Annotated in this window: 25 protein-coding genes; 15 read left to right on the forward strand and 10 right to left on the reverse strand. The window is 63.3% G+C overall.

The window, feature by feature from the left end; all coding sequences use genetic code 11:
- Positions 1-95 precede the first annotated feature (95 nt).
- Together argS and HU764_RS24300 are read left to right on the forward strand one after the other, a co-directional pair.
- Positions 96-1,832: an arginine--tRNA ligase gene (gene argS / locus HU764_RS24295; protein WP_186677018.1), complete on the forward strand. Its 1,737-nt coding sequence runs from the start codon at positions 96-98 to the stop codon at positions 1,830-1,832.
- 1 nt (position 1,833) lies between these two features.
- A complete protein-coding gene (locus HU764_RS24300; RefSeq protein ID WP_186677016.1) occupies positions 1,834-2,532 on the forward strand; it encodes an SPOR domain-containing protein in 699 nt (232 codons plus the stop codon).
- 44 nt (positions 2,533-2,576) lie between these two features.
- Here the strand turns inward: HU764_RS24300 and HU764_RS24305 are convergent, their stop codons facing one another.
- Entirely contained in the window at positions 2,577-2,996 is a 420-nt protein-coding gene (locus HU764_RS24305; protein ID WP_085272247.1) for an NINE protein, read from the reverse strand.
- A gap of 167 nt (positions 2,997-3,163) precedes the next feature.
- On the opposite strand from HU764_RS24305, the gene HU764_RS24310 reads away from it, so the two are divergent.
- The gene (locus tag HU764_RS24310; RefSeq protein WP_027592344.1) at positions 3,164-3,790 is read left to right on the forward strand and encodes a C40 family peptidase; all 627 of its coding nucleotides are present in this window, start codon (positions 3,164-3,166) and stop codon (positions 3,788-3,790) included.
- A gap of 112 nt (positions 3,791-3,902) precedes the next feature.
- On the opposite strand, the gene HU764_RS24315 is transcribed toward HU764_RS24310, so the two are convergent.
- Positions 3,903-4,892 carry a type IV pilus twitching motility protein PilT gene (locus HU764_RS24315; RefSeq protein ID WP_186702454.1) on the reverse strand — a complete coding sequence of 330 codons (990 nt, stop codon included), beginning with the start codon at positions 4,890-4,892 and terminating at the stop codon, positions 3,903-3,905.
- A gap of 65 nt (positions 4,893-4,957) precedes the next feature.
- Here HU764_RS24315 and HU764_RS24320 point away from each other — a divergent pair, with 65 nt between their 5' ends.
- From HU764_RS24320 to HU764_RS24360, 9 genes are all read left to right on the forward strand, one after another.
- Positions 4,958-5,644 carry a YggS family pyridoxal phosphate-dependent enzyme gene (locus HU764_RS24320; protein WP_186676997.1) on the forward strand — a complete coding sequence of 229 codons (687 nt, stop codon included), beginning with the start codon at positions 4,958-4,960 and terminating at the stop codon, positions 5,642-5,644.
- A 38-nt stretch (positions 5,645-5,682) separates the two neighbouring features.
- Positions 5,683-6,501, forward strand: coding sequence for a pyrroline-5-carboxylate reductase (gene proC, locus HU764_RS24325; RefSeq protein WP_186676982.1), 819 nt, complete (start codon positions 5,683-5,685; stop codon positions 6,499-6,501).
- A gap of 10 nt (positions 6,502-6,511) precedes the next feature.
- Positions 6,512-7,102: a YggT family protein gene (locus HU764_RS24330; protein ID WP_027592340.1), complete on the forward strand. Its 591-nt coding sequence runs from the start codon at positions 6,512-6,514 to the stop codon at positions 7,100-7,102.
- 102 nt (positions 7,103-7,204) lie between these two features.
- On the forward strand, positions 7,205-8,344 hold the full coding sequence (metX, locus tag HU764_RS24335) for a homoserine O-succinyltransferase MetX (RefSeq protein WP_186676979.1): 1,140 nt from the start codon (positions 7,205-7,207) through the stop codon (positions 8,342-8,344).
- A gap of 7 nt (positions 8,345-8,351) precedes the next feature.
- Entirely contained in the window at positions 8,352-8,972 is a 621-nt protein-coding gene (gene metW, locus HU764_RS24340; RefSeq protein WP_008092977.1) for a methionine biosynthesis protein MetW, read from the forward strand.
- 22 nt (positions 8,973-8,994) lie between these two features.
- Positions 8,995-9,429: a DUF4426 domain-containing protein gene (locus tag HU764_RS24345; protein WP_186676962.1), complete on the forward strand. Its 435-nt coding sequence runs from the start codon at positions 8,995-8,997 to the stop codon at positions 9,427-9,429.
- Entirely contained in the window at positions 9,426-10,022 is a 597-nt protein-coding gene (gene rdgB / locus HU764_RS24350) for an RdgB/HAM1 family non-canonical purine NTP pyrophosphatase (protein WP_099430691.1), read from the forward strand. Before HU764_RS24345 ends, rdgB begins: the two co-directional genes overlap by 4 nt.
- Positions 10,019-11,206, forward strand: coding sequence for a radical SAM family heme chaperone HemW (gene hemW / locus HU764_RS24355; RefSeq protein WP_186702455.1), 1,188 nt, complete (start codon positions 10,019-10,021; stop codon positions 11,204-11,206). The genes rdgB and hemW overlap by 4 nt, the downstream gene beginning before the upstream one ends.
- A 9-nt stretch (positions 11,207-11,215) precedes the next feature.
- Positions 11,216-11,542: a DUF3392 family protein gene (locus HU764_RS24360; RefSeq protein WP_027592335.1), complete on the forward strand. Its 327-nt coding sequence runs from the start codon at positions 11,216-11,218 to the stop codon at positions 11,540-11,542.
- A gap of 287 nt (positions 11,543-11,829) precedes the next feature.
- On the opposite strand, the gene trmB is transcribed toward HU764_RS24360, so the two are convergent.
- From trmB to HU764_RS24380, 4 genes are all read right to left on the reverse strand, one after another.
- Positions 11,830-12,552 carry a tRNA (guanosine(46)-N7)-methyltransferase TrmB gene (gene trmB / locus HU764_RS24365; RefSeq protein WP_027592334.1) on the reverse strand — a complete coding sequence of 241 codons (723 nt, stop codon included), beginning with the start codon at positions 12,550-12,552 and terminating at the stop codon, positions 11,830-11,832.
- Positions 12,553-12,561: 9 nt separating this feature from the next.
- Positions 12,562-13,356, reverse strand: a complete 795-nt coding sequence (locus tag HU764_RS24370; RefSeq protein ID WP_027592333.1) for a thiazole synthase — start codon at positions 13,354-13,356, stop codon at positions 12,562-12,564.
- Positions 13,357-13,410: 54 nt separating this feature from the next.
- Positions 13,411-13,611: a sulfur carrier protein ThiS gene (thiS, locus tag HU764_RS24375; protein WP_033693942.1), complete on the reverse strand. Its 201-nt coding sequence runs from the start codon at positions 13,609-13,611 to the stop codon at positions 13,411-13,413.
- A gap of 102 nt (positions 13,612-13,713) precedes the next feature.
- On the reverse strand, positions 13,714-14,085 hold the full coding sequence (locus HU764_RS24380) for a DUF423 domain-containing protein (RefSeq protein WP_027592331.1): 372 nt from the start codon (positions 14,083-14,085) through the stop codon (positions 13,714-13,716).
- 64 nt (positions 14,086-14,149) lie between these two features.
- Between HU764_RS24380 and mtgA the strand changes: the two genes are divergently transcribed.
- The gene (gene mtgA, locus HU764_RS24385) at positions 14,150-14,860 is read left to right on the forward strand and encodes a monofunctional biosynthetic peptidoglycan transglycosylase (protein ID WP_027592330.1); all 711 of its coding nucleotides are present in this window, start codon (positions 14,150-14,152) and stop codon (positions 14,858-14,860) included.
- Between the two features lie 170 nt (positions 14,861-15,030).
- On the opposite strand, the gene rpoH is transcribed toward mtgA, so the two are convergent.
- The 4 genes from rpoH to ftsY all read right to left on the reverse strand — a co-directional run bounded on the left by rpoH (position 15,031) and on the right by ftsY (position 19,230).
- On the reverse strand, positions 15,031-15,885 hold the full coding sequence (rpoH, locus tag HU764_RS24390; protein ID WP_023378197.1) for an RNA polymerase sigma factor RpoH: 855 nt from the start codon (positions 15,883-15,885) through the stop codon (positions 15,031-15,033).
- A 113-nt stretch (positions 15,886-15,998) separates the two neighbouring features.
- The gene (ftsX, locus tag HU764_RS24395) at positions 15,999-17,021 is read right to left on the reverse strand and encodes a permease-like cell division protein FtsX (RefSeq protein ID WP_085272240.1); all 1,023 of its coding nucleotides are present in this window, start codon (positions 17,019-17,021) and stop codon (positions 15,999-16,001) included.
- Positions 17,018-17,689 (reverse strand): cell division ATP-binding protein FtsE, encoded by a 672-nt coding sequence (gene ftsE, locus HU764_RS24400; RefSeq protein WP_027592328.1) that lies wholly within the window; start codon positions 17,687-17,689, stop codon positions 17,018-17,020. The genes ftsX and ftsE overlap by 4 nt, the downstream gene beginning before the upstream one ends.
- On the reverse strand, positions 17,686-19,230 hold the full coding sequence (gene ftsY, locus HU764_RS24405; protein WP_186702456.1) for a signal recognition particle-docking protein FtsY: 1,545 nt from the start codon (positions 19,228-19,230) through the stop codon (positions 17,686-17,688). The genes ftsE and ftsY overlap by 4 nt, the downstream gene beginning before the upstream one ends.
- 231 nt (positions 19,231-19,461) lie before the next feature.
- Here ftsY and HU764_RS24410 point away from each other — a divergent pair, with 231 nt between their 5' ends.
- Positions 19,462-20,817: a M16 family metallopeptidase gene (locus tag HU764_RS24410; RefSeq protein WP_186683357.1), complete on the forward strand. Its 1,356-nt coding sequence runs from the start codon at positions 19,462-19,464 to the stop codon at positions 20,815-20,817.
- A partial coding sequence (locus HU764_RS24415) for a M16 family metallopeptidase (protein WP_217835015.1) occupies positions 20,810-22,269 on the forward strand: 1,460 nt, incomplete at its 3' end. The genes HU764_RS24410 and HU764_RS24415, both read left to right, overlap by 8 nt.

The raw sequence follows: 22,269 nt of genomic DNA on the forward strand, positions 1-22,269 counted from the left end.
AGGTTGGCAACCCGCTCCCGGCAACGGATAATGCCCAGTTTTTCCACCTGCGCATCGAAGCGCTCCACCGCGCTTGCGGTCGAAAAGAGAACCCCATGAAAGACACCATTCGCCAGCTGATCCAGCAAGCCCTCACCCAACTCGTCACCGACGGTGTGCTGCCTGAAGGGCTATCGCCGGCGATCCAGGTGGAAAACGCCCGGGACAAGACCCACGGCGACTTCGCCAGCAACATCGCGATGATGCTGGCCAAGCCTGCCGGCATGAAGCCGCGCGACCTGGCCGAAAAACTGATCAACGCGCTGCCCGCCAGCGACGACATCAGCAAAGTCGAGATTGCCGGCCCAGGCTTCCTCAACTTCTTCCAGAACACCAGCGCCCTGGCCGACCGCCTGGATGCCGCCCTGGCCGACGGCCACCTGGGCGTGCGCAAGGCAGGCGCCGCCGAGAAGGTGGTAATCGACCTGTCGGCGCCGAACCTGGCCAAGGAAATGCACGTTGGCCACCTGCGCTCGACCATCATCGGCGACAGCGTCGCCCGTGTGCTGGAGTTTCTCGGCGACCAGGTCATCCGCCAAAACCACGTGGGCGACTGGGGCACCCAGTTCGGCATGCTGATGGCCTACCTGCAGGAAAACCCGATCACCAGCGACGAGTTGTCGGACCTGGAGAACTTCTACCGCGCGGCGAAGAAGCGCTTCGACGAGTCCGAAGAATTCGCCACCCGCGCCCGCGGCCTGGTGGTCAAGCTGCAGGCCGGCGACCCTGAGTGCCTGGCCCTGTGGACGCGTTTCAAGGACATCTCGCTGTCGCACTGCCAGAAGACCTACGAACTGCTCAACGTCAAGCTGACCATGGCCGACGTCATGGGCGAAAGCGCCTACAACGACGACCTGGCCAACGTAGTCAGCGACCTCAAGGCCAAGGGCCTGCTGGTTGAGGACCAGGGCGCGCAGTGCGTGTTCCTCGAAGAATTCAAGAACAGCGAAGGCGAACCCCTGCCGGTGATCGTGCAGAAGGCCGACGGTGGCTACCTGTACGCCACCACCGACCTGGCCGCAGTGCGCTACCGCAGCAATGTGCTCAAGGCCGACCGTGCCCTGTACTTCGTCGACCAGCGCCAGGCGCTGCACTTCAACCAGGTGTTCGAAGTAGCGCGCCGTGCAGGCTTCGTCGGCCACCCGATGCAAATGGAACACATGGGCTTCGGCACCATGAACGGCGCCGACGGCCGCCCGTTCAAAACCCGTGACGGCGGCACAGTGAAGCTGATCGACCTGCTCACCGAGGCCAAGGAGCGTGCCTACGCCCTGGTCAAGGAGAAGAACCCGAGCCTGGCCGAAGTCGATCTGCGCCGCATCGGTGAAGTGGTCGGGATCGGCGCAGTGAAGTACGCCGACCTGTCCAAGCACCGCACCAGCGACTACAGCTTCAACTTCGAACTGATGCTCAACTTCGAAGGCAACACCGCGCCCTACCTGCTGTATGCCTACACCCGCGTGGCGGGCGTGTTCCGCAAGCTGGGCAAGGGCTTCGACGAGGTCGACGGCAAGATCGTGCTGCAGGCCGAGAAGGAGCTGGACCTCGCCGCGCGCCTGGCGCAATTCGGCGAAGTGCTTAACAGCGTGGCCGACAAGGGTACGCCGCACGTGCTGTGCAGCTACCTGTACGACCTGGCTGGCCTGTTCTCGAGCTTCTACGAGAACTGCCCAATCCTCGCCGCCGAAACCCCGGAGCAGCAACAGAGCCGCCTGCGCCTGGCTGCCCTGACCGGCCGTACCCTCAAGCAAGGTCTGGAACTGCTCGGCCTGGAAACCCTGGAGCGCATGTAAGTTGGCTGCCAAGAAAAAACCTGCTCCAAAACGCGGCGCCAGCCGCCAACAGGCGCCGGCCAAGCAGCCGATCCCGGGTTGGGTATGGCTGGCAGTCGGGTTGACCGTGGGCGCTTTCATCGTCTTTTTGATGAAGCTCGAGCCAGGCGGCGCGGACATCAAGCGCACCAAGCCTGAACAGCAAAAACCGGAAAAGGTGGCAGAAGCCAGCAAGACCACGCCGGCCACTGCGCAGCAGCCGGTGAAGCCGAAGTATGACTTCTACACCCTGCTGCCGGAGTCCGAGGTCATCGTGCCGCCGGAAGCCGTGCCAGAGAAGACGCCACCGGTGCCTGCCCAGCCAGTGACCCCGGTCACCCCGGCAGAAGCAGCGAAGATCGACACGGCACGCGCTCAGGCCGCCTTGCTGGGCCAGACGCCACCACCGGCACCGCCGGTGATCAAGCCTGCGGCCACCACGCAGTTCTTCCTGCAGGCCGGCTCGTTCCGCAAGCAGGCGGATGCCGACAAGGTCCGCGCGCAGATCATCCTGCTCGGCCAGTCGGTGAAGGTGGAGTCGGGGACGGTCAAGGATGAAACCTGGTACCGCGTACTGGTCGGCCCGTTCAGCAACCGCGAACAACTGACCGGGGCGCAGAAACAGCTTGCCGGCGCAGGCTTCAGCAACCTGCTGCTGCAACAGCGCCAGACCCGCCAGTAAAACTCGGTAGGCGCAGCCTTGTGCTGCGCCTACACGATCTGCAATCAGCGACGATCGCTGTTGGCTTCGGAAATCTGACTGTTCAGGGTCCAGAAGTCGTACAGCACGCCGACCAGGAACAGGCCGCCCGTGAAGAAGTAGATGATCGCGGTGATCCACTTGCCCTGGTACAGGCGATGCAGGCCAAAAATGCCCAGGAAGGTCAGCAGAATCCAGGCGATGTTGTAGTCGATCCGACCGGACCGGAAGCGCAAGTCGGCCTCCTTGTCCATCGCCGGGATCAGAAACAGGTCGATCAGCCAGCCGATGCCCAGCAGGCCCAAGGTAAAGAACCAGATCGTCCCAGTGATCGGCTTGCCGTAGTAGAAACGGTGCGAGCCGGTGAAGCCGAAAATCCACAACAAGTAGCCGATGACCTTGCTGTGGGTGTCGTGAAGCGGCTCACCCTGTTGATAACTGTTCATTCATAGCCCTCGTGGGTTATCCGAAAATTTTCTAAGAAAAAATGTGACTTTCTCGTCGCAGGCCGACGTATGGCACCCCACCAATCGACCAACGGATCAGAAATTGATCAAAAAGCTGTTATAAAGTTGCGCGCCTAACACATAACTATTCATAAAGAGCTTCATCTATGCCGCCTTTACTCAAGACATGGCTGACCCTCTGTCTATTATTACCCCTGGCCGCCCACGCCACCAATCGTGAGCAACGTCTTCCCAATGGTTTCACCGGCTATACCACCAATGCCTCGGTGAAACACGCGCCTGCCAAGCACACCACGCTGCGCGCACGCCCAAGCAACGCGGCCAGCAGCCGTGGGCTGCCGGTTGCCTCCATGTCGCCGAAGCAGAGCAGCGATGTGCTCAGCCGTGCGGTGAATGTGCTCGGCACGCCCTATGTCTGGGGCGGCAGCAGCCCGAAAAAGGGCTTCGACTGCAGCGGCCTGGTGAAATACGCCTTCAATGATGTGGCCGATGTCGACCTGCCACGCACCTCCAATGCCATGGCCCAGGGCCACGGCGTGAAGGTGGCGAAGGGCGACCTCAAGCCTGGCGACCTGATCTTCTTCAACATCAAGAGCCGACGGGTCAACCACGTTGCCATCTACCTGGGCAACGACCGCTTCATCCATGCCCCGCGTCGCGGCAAGCGGGTGAGCATCGACACCCTCAGCAAGCCTTACTGGCAGAAGCACTATGTCGTGGCCAAGCGGGTGTTGCCGAAAGAACAGCAGCAGCTGGCCCTGGCCAAGCGCTGATCGAGCCTCGACCACGGCTCTGGTAGGAGCAGCCTTGTGCTGCGAAGAGGCCAGTGAAAACACAGCGGATCGTCGCTGACGTCACAGGCCTCTTCGCAGCACAAGGCTGCTCCTACACCCATCCCATCACTTTCAGCCTTTGCATCGCCCCCTCCATCGTTCGCATCCCCTCCGCCGCCCCCGTCTGCATCACCGAACTCAGCTGCGCCATCCGCCCTTCGCGAATCAGGTTACGCACTGCCGTGTTAGCCACCAACACTTCCCGCGCCGCCACTCGCCCGCCGCCCACGCGCTTGACCAGCACTTGCGCCACCACCAGGCGCAGCGACTCGGCCAGCATCGCCCGCACCAGCGGTTTTTCCTCGGCGGCAAACACCTCCACCAGCCGGTCGATGCTGCCCGCAGCCGAGCGCGTATGCACGGTTGCCAGTACCAGGTGCCCCGTTTCTGCCGCCCGCAATGCCAGGCGAATCGTCTCCAGATCGCGCAACTCGCCGATCATGATCACATCCGGGTCCTGACGCAGCGCACTGCGCAGCCCTTGGGCAAACCCACGGCAATCGCGGCCCATCTCGCGCTGGTTGACCAGGCTCCGTTGGCTGTTGTGGATAACTTCCACAGGGTCTTCAAGGGTGATGATATGCAATGGCCGCTCGCGGTTGAGCTGATCGAGCAGCACCGCCAAGGTGCTGGACTTGCCACTGCCGGTGGGCCCGCCCACCAGAATCAGGCCATCAGAACACTGCGCAACAGCTTGAAACACTTCCACAAGGTCAAGCTCGTCCAGTGTCGCAATGCGTCTGGGTATCAGGCGAAAGGTCGCCGCAACCCCATTCAACTGGCGAAACAGGTTCAGGCGAAAACGGCCTAACGCTGGCAGCGCCAACGCAAGGTCCAACTCATCCCCCTGCGCCCATTGCCGGCAAGCGTCATCGCCCAGCAAGGGCGCCATGGCATCACTCAGCGCCGCTGCCGTCAGCGGCGGCAGGTCCATGCGTTGCAGCTCGCCATCCAGGCGCAGCATTGGTACCTGGCCCGCGGCCAGGTGCAGGTCCGAAGCCCGCGCATCCACAGCACGGGCCAACAGGTCGGTCACATCCATGAGACTCCCCAAAGGCGATCAAGCAGGTAGAATGCCGCAGACCCTTTCGCCGCCGGCATCGATCCATGTCCACCATAGCAGACAACCTATCCGCCCTTGCCGCCCGCATCGCCAGCGCCGCCCAGGCCGCCGGGCGGGACCCGGCCAGCATCCAGTTGCTGGCTGTGAGCAAGACCAAGCCCGCCAGCGCCATCCGTGAAATCTACGCCGCTGGCGTGCGCGATGTCGGCGAAAACTACCTGCAGGAAGCCCTGACCAAGCAGGAAGCGTTGCGCGACCTGCCCTTGATCTGGCACTTCATCGGCCCCATTCAGTCGAACAAGACCAAAGCCATTGCCGAGCATTTCGACTGGGTACATTCCGTGGACCGCCTGAAAATCGCCCAACGCCTCTCGGAGCAACGCCCTGCGGCACTGGCACCGCTGAACATCTGCCTGCAGGTGAATGTCAGTGGCGAAGACAGCAAGTCCGGCTGCGCCCCGGGCGACCTGCCGGCGCTGGCCGCGGCCGTGGCGAAACTGCCCAATCTGCGCCTGCGCGGGTTGATGGCCATCCCGGAGCCCACCGATGACCGCGCCGCCCAAGAGGCCGCTTTTGCCAGCCTGCGCACCTTGCAGCAGCACCTGGGCCTTGGCCTGGACACCTTGTCCATGGGCATGAGCCACGACCTGGAGGCGGCGATTGCCCAGGGAGCGACCTGGGTACGTATCGGCACCGCCCTGTTCGGTGCCCGCGACTACGGGCCCGTCTGATTCCATGCTTTACTCACTCTTTCCCACAAGGACCTGACATGAGCAAGACACGTATTGCCTTTATCGGCGCCGGCAACATGGCCGCCAGCCTGATCGGCGGCCTGCGTGCCCAGGGCCTGGAGGCTTCGCAGATCCGCGCCAGCGACACGGGCGCCGAGACCCGTACCCGCATCCAGGCCGAGCACGGCATCGAAACCTTCGAAGACAATGCCCAGGCAATCGCTGGCGCCGACGTGATCGTACTGGCAGTCAAGCCGCAGGTCATGAAGGCCGTTTGCCAAGCCCTGCAAGCCCACCTGCAGGAAGGCCAGCTGATTGTTTCCATCGCTGCCGGTATCACCTGCGCCAGCCTGCAGAGCTGGGTAGGCCCACGCCCGGTGGTGCGCTGCATGCCCAACACGCCAGCGCTGCTGCGCCAAGGCGTCAGCGGCCTGTACGCCACCCAGGAAGTCAACGCAGAACAGCGGCAACAGGCCGAACAGCTGCTGTCTGCCGTGGGCACTGCCCTGTGGCTGGACCAAGAGCAGCAACTGGACGCAGTGACCGCCGTCTCCGGCAGCGGGCCGGCGTACTTCTTCCTGCTGATCGAGGCAATGACCGCCGCAGGCGAAAAGCTCGGCCTGCCTCGCGAAACCGCCTCCCAGCTGACCCTGCAGACCGCGCTGGGCGCGGCGCGCATGGCCGTGGCCAGCGATGTCGACGCTGCCGAACTGCGCCGCCGTGTCACCTCGCCAGCCGGCACCACCGAAGCTGCGATCAAGTCGTTCCAGGCCAACGGCTTCGAAGCCATCGTCGAGCAAGCGCTGCAGGCCGCAGCGACGCGCTCCGCCGAGCTGGCCGAACAACTGGGCAAATAAGGAGCTTTAGATGAATGCACTGTCTGGCGCCGCGATCTTCGTGGTGCAAACCCTGGTCAGCCTGTATTTGGTGATCGTCCTGCTGCGCTTCGTGCTGCAACTGGTCAAGGCCAACTTCTACAACCCACTGTGCCAGTTCGCGGTACGCGCCACCCAGCCGCTGCTCAAGCCGATCCGTCGGGTCATCCCAAGCGTTGGCGGCCTGGACACCTCGTCGCTGCTGCTGGCAGTGGTCATCCAGGCGCTGCTGATGGGCTTCGTACTGATGGTCACCTACGGCACCTTCGGTGACGTGCTGCACCTGCTGATGTGGGCCATCATCGGCATCACCTCGCTGTTCCTGAAGATTTTCTGGGTAGCAATGATCGTCATGGTGATCGTCTCCTGGGTCGCGCCCAACAGCCACAACCCGGCGGCGGAGCTGGCCTACCAGATCAGCGAACCGGTGCTGGCACCGTTCCGCCGCCTCGTGCCTAACCTGGGCGGCATGGACATCTCGCCCATCTTCGCCTTCCTGGCGATCCAGGTGATCCAGTCGTTCGTCATGCCGCCGCTGGCTGCCTATGCCGGCATGCCTCAAGAACTGTGGCGGATGATCTGATCCAACGCCCTTGAACATCGACGCCCCCTGCGGCAAGCCTTTGCTTGCCGCAGGGGGTAGCGCTCTTTAGACTTACGCCTCCGTCAAGCGTGAGCAGGGTCGATGTCCACTGTCCTTCCCGAAGATTCCGTCGGTCTGGTTACACCGCAAACAGCCCGGTTCGAAGAACCGCTGGCCCTGGCCTGTGGCCGCTCGCTGGCCAGCTACGAGCTGGTCTACGAGACCTATGGCACCCTGAACGCCAGCGCCAGCAATGCCGTGCTGATCTGCCATGCCTTGTCCGGCCACCACCATGCCGCCGGCTACCATGCCGCCACCGACCGCAAGCCGGGCTGGTGGGACAGCTGCATCGGCCCCGGCAAGCCAATCGACACCAACCGTTTCTTCGTGGTCAGCCTGAACAACCTCGGCGGCTGCAATGGCAGTACTGGCCCGAGCAGCGTCAACCCGGCTACCGGCAAGCCCTATGGCGCCGACTTCCCGGTGCTGACCGTGGAAGACTGGGTGCACAGCCAGGCACGCCTGGCTGACCGCCTGGGCATTGGCCAGTGGGCGGCCATCGTGGGCGGCAGCCTTGGTGGCATGCAGGCGCTGCAATGGACCATCACCTACCCCGACCGCGTGCGGCACTGCGTCGATATCGCCTCGGCGCCCAAGCTCTCGGCACAGAACATTGCCTTCAACGAAGTAGCGCGCCAGGCCATCCTCACCGACCCGGAGTTCCACGGCGGTTCGTTCCAGGACCAGGGCGTGATCCCCAAGCGCGGGCTGATGCTGGCGCGCATGGTGGGCCATATCACCTACCTGTCCGATGATTCGATGGGTGAAAAATTCGGCCGTGAGCTCAAGAGCGACAAGCTCAACTACGACTTCCACAGCGTCGAATTCCAGGTCGAAAGCTACCTGCGCTATCAGGGCGAGGAATTTTCCGGCCGTTTCGACGCCAACACCTACCTGCTGATGACCAAGGCCCTGGACTACTTCGACCCGGCCGCAGCCCACGGTGGCGACCTTGCCGCCACCCTGGCCTCGGTCACGGCAGACTACTGCATCATGTCGTTCACCACCGACTGGCGCTTCTCGCCTGCCCGTTCACGCGAGATCGTCGATGCGTTGATGGCCGCGCGCAAGAACGTGTGTTATCTGGAGATCGACTCACCTTATGGGCACGATGCCTTCCTGATCCCCACACCTCGCTACATGCAGGGTTTCTCGAACTACATGAACCGCATCGCCATCTGAGGACAGCATGAGAGCCGATCTGGAAATCATCCACGACTGGATTCCCGCCGGCAGCCGGGTACTCGACCTGGGCTGCGGCAGTGGCGAACTGCTGGCCTCGCTGCGTGACCGCAAGCAGGTCACCGGTTACGGCCTGGAGATCGACGCCGACAATATCGCCGCGTGCGTGGCCAAGGGCGTCAACGTCATCGAACAGGACCTGGACAAGGGCCTGGGCAACTTTGCCAGCAACAGTTTCGATGTGGTGATCATGACCCAGGCCCTGCAGGCCGTGGAGTACCCCGACCGCATCCTCGACGAGATGCTGCGCGTGGGCCGTCAGTGCATCATCACCTTCCCCAACTTCGGCCACTGGCGCTGCCGCTGGTACCTGGCGACCAAAGGCCGCATGCCGGTTTCGGACTTCATGCCGTATACCTGGTACAACACGCCGAACATCCACTTCTGCACCTTCGCCGACTTTGAAGAGCTGTGCCACGAGCGCCACGCCAAGGTCCTCGACCGCCTGGCCGTCGACCACTTGCACCGTAATGGGTGGGGCGGCCGGCTATGGCCTAATCTTCTAGGTGAGATCGGCATCTATCGCGTCAGCAGCCCTGGCCTGCAGGAGCACCAGCTCGCGGTCTGACGCTCACCGGAGGAATCGTACCATGCGTCGCCTAGCCCTGTTCCTGATCAGCCTGTGCCTGGCCCTGCCTGTACTGGCTGCCGATGCCGCCCGTCCCGAGCGCAAGGAAGTGTTTGGCGACGTGACGGTACACTACAGCGCGTTCACCTCAAGCATGCTGACGCCGGAGGTGGCCGCGGCCACGGGCCTGGTGCGCAGCAAGAACCAGGGCGTGCTCAACATTGCCGTGATCAAGGCCAACAAGCCGGCCATGGCGGTCGTCAGCGGCACGGTGAAAGACCTGACCGGGCGCAGCAGCCCGTTGTCCTTCAAGCAGATCACCGAACAGGGCGCGATTTACTACATCGCCCAGTTCAAGATCGAACAGCCAGAAACCGTGACCTTCGACATCAATGTCGAAACCGGCGGCATCAGTAACTCTCTCAGCTTCAACCAGGAAGTGTTCCCAGGCGAATGATGAATTTCCAGCAACTCGTATTGGCCAGCCACAATGCCGGCAAACTCAAGGAACTCCAGGCCATGCTTGGCGCGTCCGTACAGCTGCGCTCGATCGGTGAATTCAGCCAGGTCGAGCCAGAGGAAACCGGCCTGTCGTTCGTCGAGAACGCCATTCTCAAGGCACGCAATGCCGCGCGCATCTCTGGCCTGCCAGCACTGGCCGATGACTCGGGCCTGGCCGTGGACTACCTCGGCGGCGCGCCGGGTATCTATTCTGCTCGCTATGCCGATGGCAAGGGTGACGCGGCAAACAACGCCAAGCTGCTGGACGCCTTGAAAGACGTGCCCGAGGCCGAGCGCGGCGCTCAGTTCGTCTGCGTGCTGGCGCTGGTGCGTCACGCCGACGACCCGCTGCCGATCCTGTGCGAAGGCCTGTGGCACGGGCGCATCATGTTTGAGGCCAGCGGTGAGCACGGCTTTGGCTACGACCCGCTGTTCTGGGTGCCAGAGCGCAATTGCTCGAGTGCGGACCTCGCCCCTGTCGACAAGAACCAGCTCAGCCACCGCGCCCGCGCCATGGTCCTGCTGCGTCAACGCCTGGGCCTGGCATGATCGAAACGTTGTCCATCCAACCGCACCCGGCGGGTGCGGCTGGTTTCGCCGTGCTGCCGCCCTTGGCGTTGTACATCCACATCCCGTGGTGCGTACGCAAATGCCCTTATTGCGACTTCAATTCCCACGCGGCGGGCCCAGAGCTGCCTGAAGAGGCTTATGTCGACGCCCTGCTGACCGACCTCGATCAAGAGCTGGCAGCCGTACAAGGCCGCCCGATCAGCTCGATCTTCTTCGGTGGCGGTACGCCGAGCTTGTTCAGTGCCAACGCCCTTGGGCGGCTGCTGCGTGGCGTTGAACAATGCATCCCGTTCGCGCCTGACATCGAAATCACCCTGGAGGCCAACCCTGGTACGTTCGAGCAAGAGAAGTTCAAGGCGTACCGGCAGACGGGCATCAATCGCCTGTCCATCGGCGTGCAGAGCTTCCAGCCCGCCAAGCTGGAGGCGCTCGGGCGCATCCACAACGGCGACGAAGCGATCCGCGCCGCCGACATGGCGCGCGCGGCCGGGTTCGACAACTTCAACATGGACTTGATGCACGGCCTGCCCGACCAGTCGCTGGACGACGCGCTGGGTGACGTGCGCCAGGCCATCGCCCTAGGGCCGACCCACTTGTCGTGGTACCAGCTGACCGTAGAGCCGAACACGGTGTTCTGGAACCAACCGCCCGAGCTGCCAGAAGACGACATCCTCTGGGATATCCAGGAGGCCGGCCAAAGCCTGATGGCCGAGCACGGCTACCGCCAGTACGAAGTGTCGGCCTATGCCCAGCCAGGCCGTGCTGCCAAGCACAACCTCAATTACTGGCGCTTCGGTGATTTCATCGGCATCGGCGCGGGTGCCCACGGCAAGCTGACCTTCGCTGACGGGCGCATCCTGCGGACCTGGAAAACCCGCCTGCCCAAGGACTACCTGAACCTGGCCAAACCGTTCAAGGCTGGCGAAAAGCGGCTGCCGGCGGACGAGCTGCCCTTCGAGTTCCTGATGAACGCCTTGCGCCTGACCGATGGCGTCGAAGCCGAACTGTTCACCCAGCGCACCGGCCTGCCGCTGGCGCAACTGGCCGAGGCCCGTCGCGCGGCCGAACAAAAGGGCCTTTTGCAGGTCGAACCGGATCGATTGGTGGCCACGCCGCGCGGCCAGTTGTTCCTCAATGACCTGCTGCAGTATTTCTTGACCTAAGGATGACCCATGGACCTGGTACTTGATCTGCTTGCAACGGCTTCCCGCTGGAGCCGCAGCAACCTGTCGGAGATTTCGCTGGCCTTGGTAGGCTGCCTGCTGGTGCTGTTCGGCACCGATATCAAAGCCACGGTGGAACAACGCCTGGGCAGCCTGGCCGGCGCCCTGCGCGTGCCGTTCATGGCCCTGCTGGTGATGATCGGCAGCGGCGCAGCGCTGATCTATGCCACCCCGTGGGTGGTGAAGGGGCTGGGCCAGTTCAATAATTATGCGTTGGCACCCGTGCTGCTGGTGGTGCTGGTGTTGATCGGCGTGGTGGCTGATCGGCGGGGGTAAGGCACGACTACAGCACTTCACTTTCCCTGTAGGAGCGGGTTTACCCGCGAACACGGGCGAAGCCCGTGCCATATACCGCGTCGCATTCTTCGCGGGTAAACCCGCTCCCACAGAATCCCTCGCGGTCTTGAGTACAAACAAGATCCGGATGAGTACGGGGTCTTTCAGTGAAAGCCCGAAGCGAAGGATCCTCAGTCTGATCGCTTCAATAAAAAAACCGCCCTTCTCAGGCGGTTTTTTTTGTCTGTCATTTCAGCAGGCTGAGCTCGAAAGGCTCAAGCGCCCAATCAATCCACCTTCTCGAACTTCAAATCCCAAACCCCATGCCCCAAGCGCTCACCACGGCGCTCGAACTTGGTGATCGGCCGCTCTTGCGGACGTGGCACATACGCGCCATCCGCCGCCTGGTTACGGTAACCGGGCGCAGCGCTCATCACTTCCAGCATGTACTCGGCATACGGTTCCCAGTCGGTCGCCATGTGGAACACGCCACCCGGCTTGAGCTTGCGGCGTACCAGCTCTGCGAATTCCAGCTGCACGATGCGGCGCTTGTGATGGCGCGCTTTGTGCCAAGGGTCTGGGAAGAACAGCATCAAACGGTCGAGGCTGTTATCGGCCACGCAGCGGTTGAGCACTTCGATGGCATCGCAGTCATACACCCGCAGGTTCTTCAGCCCTTGGGTCAGTACGCCATTGAGCAGCGCGCCAACGCCCGGACGGTGCACTTCGACACCGATGAAATCCTGCTCAGGCGCGGCAGCGGCCATCTCCAGCAGGGAGTGGCCCATGCCGAAACCGATCTCCAGGGTGCGCGGCGCCGAACGGCCGAACACCTGGTCGTAGTCCACCGGGCTGTCGGCCAGGGGCAGGATGAACAGGGGGCCACCCTGGTCCAGGCCGCGTTGCTGACCTTCGGTCATGCGCCCGGCGCGCATCACGAAACTCTTGATACGACGGTGTGGGCGCTCTTCGCCTTCGGCGGTGATCGGCGTTTCTTGCGATTCAGTCATCAGGAGCTCTTACTTGATCAGACCATCCAGCGGCGAAGAGGCGCTGGCATAGAGTTTCTTCGGCATGCGGCCGGCCAGGTAGGCCAGGCGACCTGCCACGATGGCGTGCTTCATGGCTTCAGCCATCAACACCGGTTGCTGGGCATGGGCGATGGCCGAGTTCATCAGCACCGCCTCGCAGCCCATCTCCATGGCGATGGTGGCGTCGGAGGCAGTACCCACGCCGGCATCGACCAGCACCGGCACCTTGGATTCTTCGAGGATGATCTGCAGGTTGTAGGGGTTGCAGATGCCCAGGCCGGTACCGATCAGGCCAGCCAGTGGCATGACCGCAATACAGCCCGCTTCGGCCAGCTGACGGGCGATGATCGGGTCGTCGCTGGTGTAGACCATCACGTCGAAACCGTCCTTGACCAACACTTCGGCGGCCTTGAGGGTTTCGATCACGTTGGGGAACAAGGTTTTCTGGTCGGCCAGCACTTCCAGCTTGACCAGGTTGTGGCCATCCAGCAGTTCACGGGCCAGGCGGCAAGTGCGCACGGCTTCGACAGCGTCGTAGCAGCCCGCAGTGTTCGGCAGGATGGTGTAACGGTCGGGTGGCAGCACATCGAGCAGGTTCGGCTCGCCCGGGTTCTGACCGATGTTGGTACGGCGCACAGCGACGGTGACGATCTCGGCACCCGAGGCCTCGATGGCCAGGCGGGTTTCTTCCATGTCACGGTATTTGCCGGTGCCGACCAGCAGGCGCGACTGGAAAGTGCGCCCGGCCAGGGTAAAGGGCTTGTCGCTACGAACGTTGCTCATCGTTGTTCCTCGGGAAAAGGTTACTGGGCTTGCGTGTGAACCGCCGAGCCGCTATCAGCCGCCGCCGATGGCGTGGACCACTTCAACCTGGTCGCCTTCGTTCAGCGCAGTGCTGTCGTGCTGGCTACGCGGCACGATATCCAGGTTGAGTTCCACTGCTACCCGGCGCCCGGTGAGGTCCAGGCGCGTCAGCAGGGCCGCGACGCTTTCGCCAGCGGGCAGTTCGTAAGGTTCACCGTTCAGTTGAATGCGCATGCGCACGGCCACCATTGTGCTTTGGGGCACGCATTCTAGCGCCGAACACCCCGTTTACCCAAGGCCGGTGCACGCCATTAGTCGCGATTGTGGACCACTCGGTCAGCCCAGCCGCCAGGCTGCCAGGCCCAGGCACAGCCACCCTGCGAGGAAGCACAGGCCGCCAAAGGGCGTGATGATGCCGAGCTTGCTCACGCCTGTCAGGGTCAGCAGGTACAGGCTACCGGAGAACAGCAGGATACCCAGCGCGAACAGACCGCCGGCCCAGCCCACCAGGCGCCCCGGCAAATGCGCTGCCAGCACGGCAACACCGAAAATCGCCAAGGCATGCACCAACTGGTAGGTCACGCCGGTGTGGAAGATGGCCAGGTAGTCTGGCGTCAGGCGGTTTTTCAGCCCATGCGCGGCGAAAGCGCCCAGGGCCACACCGGTAAAGCCGAAAAAGGCGGCAAGCATGAGGAAGCTGCGAAGCATGGGACGACTCCTTCTATCGGGTCTGTATAATGGCCCGTTCCACCCGCCCGGCCAAGCCATCGACATGCTGCCATCCCTTATCCGCCGCCTCACTCGCGCCCTGCTCTGGTTCGCTGCCGGCAGTATCGTATTGGTGCTGGTGTTTCGCTGGGTGCCGCCCCCCGGCACGGCGTTGATGGCCGAGCGCAAGGTCGAGTCCTGGCTGAATGGCGAGCCCATCGACCTGCAGCGCGACTGGGAACCGTGGGAGAACATCTCCGATGAGCTCAAGGTCGCGGTCATTGCCGGTGAAGACCAGAAGTTCGCCACCCATTGGGGTTTTGACATCCCGGCCATTCAGGCAGCGCTGGCCTACAACGAACGCGGCGGCAACATTCGCGGGGCCAGCACGCTGACCCAGCAGGTGGCCAAGAACCTGTTCCTGTGGTCGGGCCGCAGTTGGTTCCGCAAGGGCCTGGAAGCCTGGTTCACAGCGCTGATCGAGCTGTTCTGGTCGAAGGAGCGCATCCTCGAGGTCTACCTGAACAGCGCTGAATGGGGCAATGGCGTGTTTGGCGCCCAGGCGGCGGCGCGCTACCACTTCGGGGTCGACGCCAGCCGGCTGAATCGGCAACAGGCCGCGCAACTGGCTGCGGTATTGCCCAGCCCGATCAAGTGGAGCGCCAGCCGGCCCAGCGCCTATGTGGCCAGTCGGGCCGGGTGGATTCGGCGGCAGATGAGCCAGTTGGGTGGGCCTAGCTACCTGATGCAGCTGGATGCTTCGCGCAGGCTTTGAATCATCGACGGGCTTTGCGGGCTCCTTCGCAGCACAAGGCTGCGCCTACAGGTCCGGCGCATACCTGTAGGAGCAGCCTTGTGCTGCGAAAGGGCCCGTAAAGCCAACACAAACAAAAAAGCCGCCAACCCTCTTCAGGCCAGCGGCTTTTTGGTACAGCCAAACGTGAATCACACCGTGATCAACGCCTTGACCTTGTTCATCGCATTCTTTTCCAGCTGACGAATACGCTCAGCCGACACGCTGTACTTGTCCGCCAACTCATGCAACGTCGCCTTCTCTTCCGCCAACCAGCGCTGGTAGAGAATGTCACGGCTGCGCTCGTCCAGGCCTTGCAGCGCTTCATGCAGGTTGCTGGTGGAGTTGTCGCTCCAGTCGGCATCCTCAAGCTGTACGGCAGGGTCGTAGCGGTGGTCTTCCAGGTAATGCGCAGGCGACTGGAACGCGCTGTCATCATCGGCTTCCGCCGCTGGGTCAAAGGCCATGTCCTGACCACTCAGGCGGCTTTCCATCTCGCGCACTTCACGCGGTTCGACGCCCAGGCTCTCTGCCACGCGATGAACTTCATCGTTGTTCAGCCAGGCCAGGCGCTTCTTCTGGCTGCGCAGATTGAAGAACAGTTTGCGCTGGGCCTTGGTGGTCGCCACCTTGACGATGCGCCAGTTGCGCAGGATGAATTCGTGGATTTCGGCCTTGATCCAGTGCACGGCAAAGGACACCAGGCGCACGCCCATCTCTGGGTTGAAGCGTTTGACGGCCTTCATCAGGCCGACGTTGCCTTCCTGGATCAGGTCAGCCTGGGCCAGGCCGTAGCCTGCATAGCTACGGGCGATATGTACGACGAAACGCAGGTGGGCCATCACCATTTGCCGAGCGGCCTCAAGATCCTGCTCGTAATAGAGACGCTCGGCCAGATCACGCTCCTGCTCGACCGTCAGCAGCGGGATGCTGTTGACCGTGTGCACATAGGCTTCCAGGTTTGCACCGGGCACCAGGGCATAGGCAGGTTGCAACGATGTGGTCATTCAAGAACCTCCGACTTACTAGACTCGCGCCTTGTGGGCACTGCAAACATTGACCGGAAACCGGTAAACAAGTTCCCAAAACGGTAATAAAGTCAATGCTGGCACGGGAAAAACTATCGTGGCGCCAGCTCATTCAAATGGCGAGCGACCGCGATCCATGCACCGATATACCCCAACAGTACCGCTCCGATCAAGAGCGACAGACCATCGGACGCCGGCACCCCACCCAGGGCGAAGTCACTGCCATACAGCCCGGAGAGCCCGACGACCGCCTGGTTCAGCCAGTTCAGGCCGAATGCCAGGATGCCCCAGGCCAACAGCCCCGCGCCCAGGCCATACAAGGCGCCCATGTACAGGAACGGCCGGCGTACATAGCTATCGGTGCCGCCGACCAGCTTGATCACTTCGATCTCGGTACGGCGGTTTTCAATATGTAGACGAATTGTGTTACCGATTACTAACAGCAGCGCAGAAATCAGCATGACAGCCAGGCCGAAGACAAAGCGATCGCCCAGCTTCAGGATTGCCGCCAGGCGCTCGACCCAGACCAGGTCCAGCTGTGCCACTTCGACCTTTGGCAGCTCCGACAGGCGCTGACGCAAGGCTTCAAGTGCTGGCTTGTCGACCTCGGTCGGGGTCACCACCACCACGCCAGGCAGCGGGTTCTCGGGGAGCTCGCGCAACGCCTCACCCAGGCCGGACTGCTGCTGGAACTCTTCCAGCGCTTGGTCGCGGCTGACATACAGCGCGTCGGCCACCCCGGGCATGTGCTTGATCTCGTCGCGCAGCGCTTCACCTTCCTTGCTGCCAGCGTCGAGCTTGAGGTACAGCGAAATCTGCGCGGCGCGCTGCCAGGAGCCGCCGAGCTTTTCGACGTTCTTCAGCAGCAACGACAGGCCCATGGGCATGCTCAACGCCACTGCCATTACCAGGCAGGTGAAGAAGCTGCCGATCGGCTGCTTGCCGAGGCGACGCAAGCTGTCGGCCATGCTCGCGCGATGGCTTTCCAGCCAGGCGTGCAGCAGTGTGCGGAAATCTGGGCCGTCATCGTCGTCGCGCTTTTTCTTCGCCGGTTGCGGGTCGGCGGGTTTCGGCGCAACCCGTTCGGAAACTTTCGGCGTACGTGTAGTGCTCATTGCCCGGCCTCCCCATCGCCGATCAAACGGCCGCGCTGCAGGGTCAGCATGCGATGCCGCATGCGCGCGATCAATGCCAGGTCGTGGCTGGCGATCAATACCGTGGTGCCCAGGCGGTTGATGTCTTCGAACACGCCCATGATCTCTGCGGCCAGGCGCGGGTCAAGGTTGCCGGTGGGTTCGTCGGCCAGCAACAGGGCCGGCTGATGGACGATGGCACGTGCGATACCGACCCGTTGTTGCTGCCCCGTGGACAAATCGGCCGGGAACAGTTCGCCTTTGTCGGCCAGCGAGACACGCTCCAAGGCCGAGTCGACGCGTTTGGTGATCTCGGCCTTGGACAGGCCGAGGATCTGTAGCGGCAAGGCGATGTTGTTGAACACCGTGCGGTCGAACAGCAACTGGTGGTTCTGGAACACCACACCGATCTGCCGGCGCAGGAACGGGATCTGCGCATTGCTGATCTGGCCCAGGTCCTGCCCTGCCAGCAGCAGCTTGCCGCTGGTCGGGCGCTCCATGGCCAGCAGCAGGCGCAGCAAGGTGCTCTTACCGGCACCCGAGTGCCCGGTGACGAACAGGAATTCGCCCCGGCGCGCCCGGAAACTCAGCTCATGCAAGCCTACATGGCCATTGGGATAGCGCTTGGCAACCTGTTCGAATCGGATCATGGATGCTCTCGCTCGGCGAACAGCGCTTTGACGAACGGCTCGGCTTCGAAGGTGCGCAGGTCGTCGATACCTTCACCCACACCGATGAAACGGATCGGAATGCTGAACTGCTTGGCCAGGGCGAAGATAACGCCGCCTTTGGCGGTGCCGTCCAGCTTGGTCAAGGCCAGGCCGGTCAGTTCGACGCTCTGGTTGAAGTACTTGGCCTGGCTGATGGCGTTCTGGCCGGTGCCGGCGTCGAGCACCAGCAGCACCTCGTGCGGCGCCTCGGCGTCGAGTTTGCCGATCACTCGGCGCACCTTCTTCAGCTCTTCCATCAGGTTGTCTTTGGTGTGCAGACGGCCGGCGGTATCAGCGATCAGCACGTCGACGCCACGAGCCTTGGCGGCCTGCACGGCGTCGAAGATCACGGAGGCCGAGTCGGCACCGGTGTGCTGGGCGATTACCGGGATCTGGTTACGCTCACCCCAAACCTGCAACTGCTCGACCGCCGCGGCGCGGAAGGTGTCGCCCGCAGCCAGCATGACCTTCTTGCCTTCCAGCTGCAGCTTCTTGGCCAGCTTGCCAATGGTGGTGGTCTTGCCGGCGCCGTTCACGCCGACCACCAGGATCACGTAGGGCTTGTTTTGCGCCTGGATCTTCAACGGCTGCTCGACCGGACGCAGCAGCGCGGCCAGTTCTTCCTGCAGCGACTTGTACAGCGCATCGGCATCGGCCAACTGCTTGCGGGCGACCTTCTGGGTCAGGTTCTGGACGATGGCCGAAGTCGCTTCCACGCCAACGTCGGCGGTCAGCAGGCGGGTCTCGATCTCGTCGAGCAGGTCGTCATCGATGACTTTCTTGCCCAGGAACAGGCTGGCCATGCCTTCGCCGATACTGGCGCTGGTCTTGGACAGGCCCTGTTTGAGGCGGGCGAAGAAGCCGGGTTTGGACTGTTCAGTGGCGACCGGCGCGGCAACGGGCTCAGGGTCGACCGGAGCGGGAGCTGGAGCTGGAGCAGGGGCTGGAGCCGCGACCGGGGCGGGTTCGGCAACCACCGGCGCGGCAGGCTCGACCACTGGGCGCTCAGGAATTGCAGGCGGGGCCGTGGGCTCAAGGTCCGGCACCAGGGCCACAGGCTCTTCGGCAACGGGCAATACCAGATTGCTGACAGGCGGCTCGACGGCACGAATTACCGGGGCTTCGGGGGCAGTCACCACCGGCGCTGGGCGTTCGACCTGCGGCGCACTGGCTTGCGCGTTCGCGGGCATGCTCGCCGCCACAGGGGGCTGGGCAGGCTGAGAAGGCTCAGGGTCAGCCAGGGCCGGCACAGGTTGAGGCGGCTCGGGCGCAACAGGGGCTTGTGCGGCCACCGGTTCGGCCGGCGCCACAGCAGGCTGCTCGACGGCAGGCTGCGCTGCTACCGGCTCTTCAGCCTGTGGCTCGGGTGTTTGCGGCTGTTCGGCGACAGGTTGCTGCGGCTTCTTGCGAAACCAGCTGAACAGGCCTTTCTTTTCGCCAGACTCGGCCGGCGCTTTTTTGTCGTCGTTGGAACCAAACATGGAGGACGGCTATCTCAGGGTAGCGATGCGCCAGCAATGACGCATCGGGAATTCTCTATACGCAGAACAGACTATCTTGAAGCCGGCTGGTTCATGCGCAACGTTTTGTCTTAGTGTCCTGTGGGCCAGAACGGCGACAGGCATGGTCGCCAGGCAACCGGATCAGTATCCTAGCACCTCCTGGCCCGCCGACGCTAAACCCTGCGGGCCGCCGAACAGGTTAAACACCGTATGAATGCTCTAGCCCGCCGCGCCGCTGGCCTGTTGCTCGGCACGCTCTGCCTGCCGCTCGCGGCCTTCGCCGCCGATGTGCAACCGACCCACGAATTCATCCTCGACAACGGCCTCAAGGTGGTCGTGCGCGAAGATCACCGCGCGCCGGTGGTGGTCTCGCAGATCTGGTACAAGGTGGGCTCCAGCTACGAGACCCCGGGCCAGACCGGCCTGTCCCACGCCCTTGAACACATGATGTTCAAGGGTAGCGCCAAAGTCGGCCCCGGCGAGGCCTCGCGCATCCTGCGCGACCTGGGTGCGGAAGAGAACGCCTTCACCAGCGACGACTACACGGCCTATTACCAAGTGCTGGCCCGCGACCGCCTGCCAGTGGCCCTTGAGCTGGAGGCCGATCGCCTGGCCAGCCTGCGCCTGCCCGCCGACGAGTTCAGCCGCGAAATAGAAGTGATCAAAGAGGAGCGCCGCCTGCGCACCGACGATCAGCCCAATGCCAAGGCGTTCGAGCTGTTCCGCGCGATGGCCTACCCGGCCAGTGGCTACCACACCCCGACCATTGGCTGGATGGCCGACCTCGACCGCATGAAGGTCGAAGAGCTGCGCCATTGGTACGAATCCTGGTATGCGCCCAACAATGCCACCCTGGTGGTGGTCGGCGATGTCACCGTCGATGAGGTCAAGGGCCTGGCGCAAAAGTACTTCGCCGGCATTCCCAAGCGTGCGGTGCCGCCCGCCAAGCTGCCGCTTGAGCTGGCCGAACCCGGCCAACGCCAGTTGACCTTACACGTGCGCACCCAGTTGCCGAGCCTGATCTACGGCTTCAACGTACCTGGCCTGCCGACCGCCAAGGACCCGCGCACGGTGCATGCCCTGCGCCTGATCTCGGCCCTGCTCGATGGCGGCTACAGCGCACGGATGCCAGCCCGCCTGGAGCGTGGCCAGGAGCTGGTGGCCGGTGCGTCGTCCAGCTACAACGCCTTCACCCGTGGCGACAGCCTGTTCCTGATCTCGGCCACGCCGAACGTGCAAAAGCAAAAAACCATGGAAGACGTGGAAAAGGGCATCTGGCAGTTGCTGGAAGAACTCAAGACCACCCCACCCAGCGCCGAAGAACTCGAACGCGTGCGCGCCCAGGTGATCGCCGGCCTGGTCTACGACCGCGACTCCATCAGCAGCCAGGCCACCACCATCGGCCAGCTGGAGACCGTGGGCCTGTCTTGGAAGCTGATCGACAGCGAACTGGACGAGCTCAAGCGCGTGACCCCGCAAGACATCCAGAACGCTGCGCGCACCTATTTCACCCGCGAACGCCTGAGCGTTGCCCATGTATTGCCCGAGGAGTCCGCTCATGAGTGATCGCAGCGCACCACGCCACACCCTGCTGGCGACGGGCATCCGCGCCCTGGCGCTGGCGGCGGTATTGACGGCCCCGGCCCTGGCCGACAACGCGGCCAAGGCTGACAGCACCGCGGCCCGCCCGGCCAATACCCTGCAGTCGCTGGCCGAACTGGACGGCAAGGCCCCCAGCCGACGTCAACTGAACATCCAGCACTGGAACACCGCCGAAGGCGCCCGGGTACTGTTCGTCGAAGCCCGCGAACTGCCGATGTTCGACCTGCGCGTCACCTTCGCCGCCGGTAGCAGCCAGGACGGCGGCACGCCAGGCCTGGCCGCCTTGACCAACGCCATGCTCAACGAGGGCGTGGCCGGCAAGGACGTGACCGCTATTGCCGAAGGCTTCGAGGGCCTGGGCGCAGACTTCGGCAACGGCTCGTACCGCGACATGGCCGTGGCATCGCTGCGCAGCCTGAGCACCAAGGACAAGCGCGAACCGGCGCTTAAGCTGTTCGCTGAAGTGGCAGGCAAGCCGACCTTCCCCGAGGACGCCCTCAAGCGCATCAAGAACCAGATGCTGGCCGGCTTCGAATACGACAAGCAGAACCCCGGCAAGCTCGCGGGCAAGGCCCTGTTCGGCAAGCTGTACGGCGACCACCCGTACGCCCACCCGAGCGACGGCAGCGCCGAGAGCATCAACGGCATCACCCTGGCACAGTTGCGCGCCTTCCACGCCAAGGCCTACTCGGCCGGCAACGCGGTCATCGCCCTGGTCGGCGACCTCAGCCGCACCGAAGCCGAAGCCATTGCCGCCCAGGTATCCGCCGGCCTGCCGAAAGGCCCGGCGCTGGCTGCACCGGCCCAACCGACCGACCCCAAGGCGGGCCTGACCCACATCGACTTCCCGTCCAAGCAGACCCACCTGATGCTGGCCGAGCTGGGTATCGACCGCCAGGACCCGGACTGGCCGGCCCTGTCGCTGGGTAACCAGATCCTCGGCGGTGGTGCGTTTGGCACCCGCCTGATGAGCGAAGTGCGTGAAAAACGCGGGCTCACTTACGGCGTCTACTCGGTGTTCAGCCCGATGCAGGTACGTGGCCCGTTCATGATCAACCTGCAAACCCGCGCAGAACTCAGCGAAGGCACCCTCAAGCTGGTCCAGGACATCCTGGCCGATTACCTCAAGAGCGGCCCGACCCAGCAAGAGCTGGACGATGCCAAGCGCGAGCTGGCCGGCAGCTTCCCGCTGTCCAATGCCAGCAACGCCAGTATCGTCGGCCAACTGGGGGCCATTGGCTTCTACAACCTGCCGCTGACCTGGCTGGAGGACTTCATGCAGCAGTCCCAGGCGCTCACCGTCGAGCAGGTCAAGGCCGCCATGAACAAACACCTGTCAGCCGATAAACTGGTGATCGTCACCGCGGGCCCCAAGGTGCCGCAAAAACCGCTGCCAGCCCCCACTGACAAGCCTTC

The organism is Pseudomonas kermanshahensis, from assembly GCF_014269205.2.
Classification (GTDB): domain Bacteria; phylum Pseudomonadota; class Gammaproteobacteria; order Pseudomonadales; family Pseudomonadaceae; genus Aquipseudomonas; species Aquipseudomonas kermanshahensis.

Coding starts and splice junctions, on each gene's coding strand:
- argS (WP_186677018.1), top strand. CDS start 96: ATGAAAGACACCATTCGCCAGCTGATCCAGCAAGCCCTCACCCAACTC.
- HU764_RS24305 (WP_085272247.1), bottom strand. CDS start 2,996: ATGAACAGTTATCAACAGGGTGAGCCGCTTCACGACACCCACAGCAAG.
- HU764_RS24310 (WP_027592344.1), top strand. CDS start 3,164: ATGCCGCCTTTACTCAAGACATGGCTGACCCTCTGTCTATTATTACCC.
- HU764_RS24315 (WP_186702454.1), bottom strand. CDS start 4,892: ATGGATGTGACCGACCTGTTGGCCCGTGCTGTGGATGCGCGGGCTTCG.
- HU764_RS24320 (WP_186676997.1), top strand. CDS start 4,958: ATGTCCACCATAGCAGACAACCTATCCGCCCTTGCCGCCCGCATCGCC.
- proC (WP_186676982.1), top strand. CDS start 5,683: ATGAGCAAGACACGTATTGCCTTTATCGGCGCCGGCAACATGGCCGCC.
- HU764_RS24330 (WP_027592340.1), top strand. CDS start 6,512: ATGAATGCACTGTCTGGCGCCGCGATCTTCGTGGTGCAAACCCTGGTC.
- metX (WP_186676979.1), top strand. CDS start 7,205: ATGTCCACTGTCCTTCCCGAAGATTCCGTCGGTCTGGTTACACCGCAA.
- metW (WP_008092977.1), top strand. CDS start 8,352: ATGAGAGCCGATCTGGAAATCATCCACGACTGGATTCCCGCCGGCAGC.
- HU764_RS24345 (WP_186676962.1), top strand. CDS start 8,995: ATGCGTCGCCTAGCCCTGTTCCTGATCAGCCTGTGCCTGGCCCTGCCT.
- rdgB (WP_099430691.1), top strand. CDS start 9,426: ATGATGAATTTCCAGCAACTCGTATTGGCCAGCCACAATGCCGGCAAA.
- hemW (WP_186702455.1), top strand. CDS start 10,019: ATGATCGAAACGTTGTCCATCCAACCGCACCCGGCGGGTGCGGCTGGT.
- HU764_RS24360 (WP_027592335.1), top strand. CDS start 11,216: ATGGACCTGGTACTTGATCTGCTTGCAACGGCTTCCCGCTGGAGCCGC.
- trmB (WP_027592334.1), bottom strand. CDS start 12,552: ATGACTGAATCGCAAGAAACGCCGATCACCGCCGAAGGCGAAGAGCGC.
- HU764_RS24370 (WP_027592333.1), bottom strand. CDS start 13,356: ATGAGCAACGTTCGTAGCGACAAGCCCTTTACCCTGGCCGGGCGCACT.
- thiS (WP_033693942.1), bottom strand. CDS start 13,611: ATGCGCATTCAACTGAACGGTGAACCTTACGAACTGCCCGCTGGCGAA.
- HU764_RS24380 (WP_027592331.1), bottom strand. CDS start 14,085: ATGCTTCGCAGCTTCCTCATGCTTGCCGCCTTTTTCGGCTTTACCGGT.
- mtgA (WP_027592330.1), top strand. CDS start 14,150: ATGCTGCCATCCCTTATCCGCCGCCTCACTCGCGCCCTGCTCTGGTTC.
- rpoH (WP_023378197.1), bottom strand. CDS start 15,885: ATGACCACATCGTTGCAACCTGCCTATGCCCTGGTGCCCGGTGCAAAC.
- ftsX (WP_085272240.1), bottom strand. CDS start 17,021: ATGAGCACTACACGTACGCCGAAAGTTTCCGAACGGGTTGCGCCGAAA.
- ftsE (WP_027592328.1), bottom strand. CDS start 17,689: ATGATCCGATTCGAACAGGTTGCCAAGCGCTATCCCAATGGCCATGTA.
- ftsY (WP_186702456.1), bottom strand. CDS start 19,230: ATGTTTGGTTCCAACGACGACAAAAAAGCGCCGGCCGAGTCTGGCGAA.
- HU764_RS24410 (WP_186683357.1), top strand. CDS start 19,462: ATGAATGCTCTAGCCCGCCGCGCCGCTGGCCTGTTGCTCGGCACGCTC.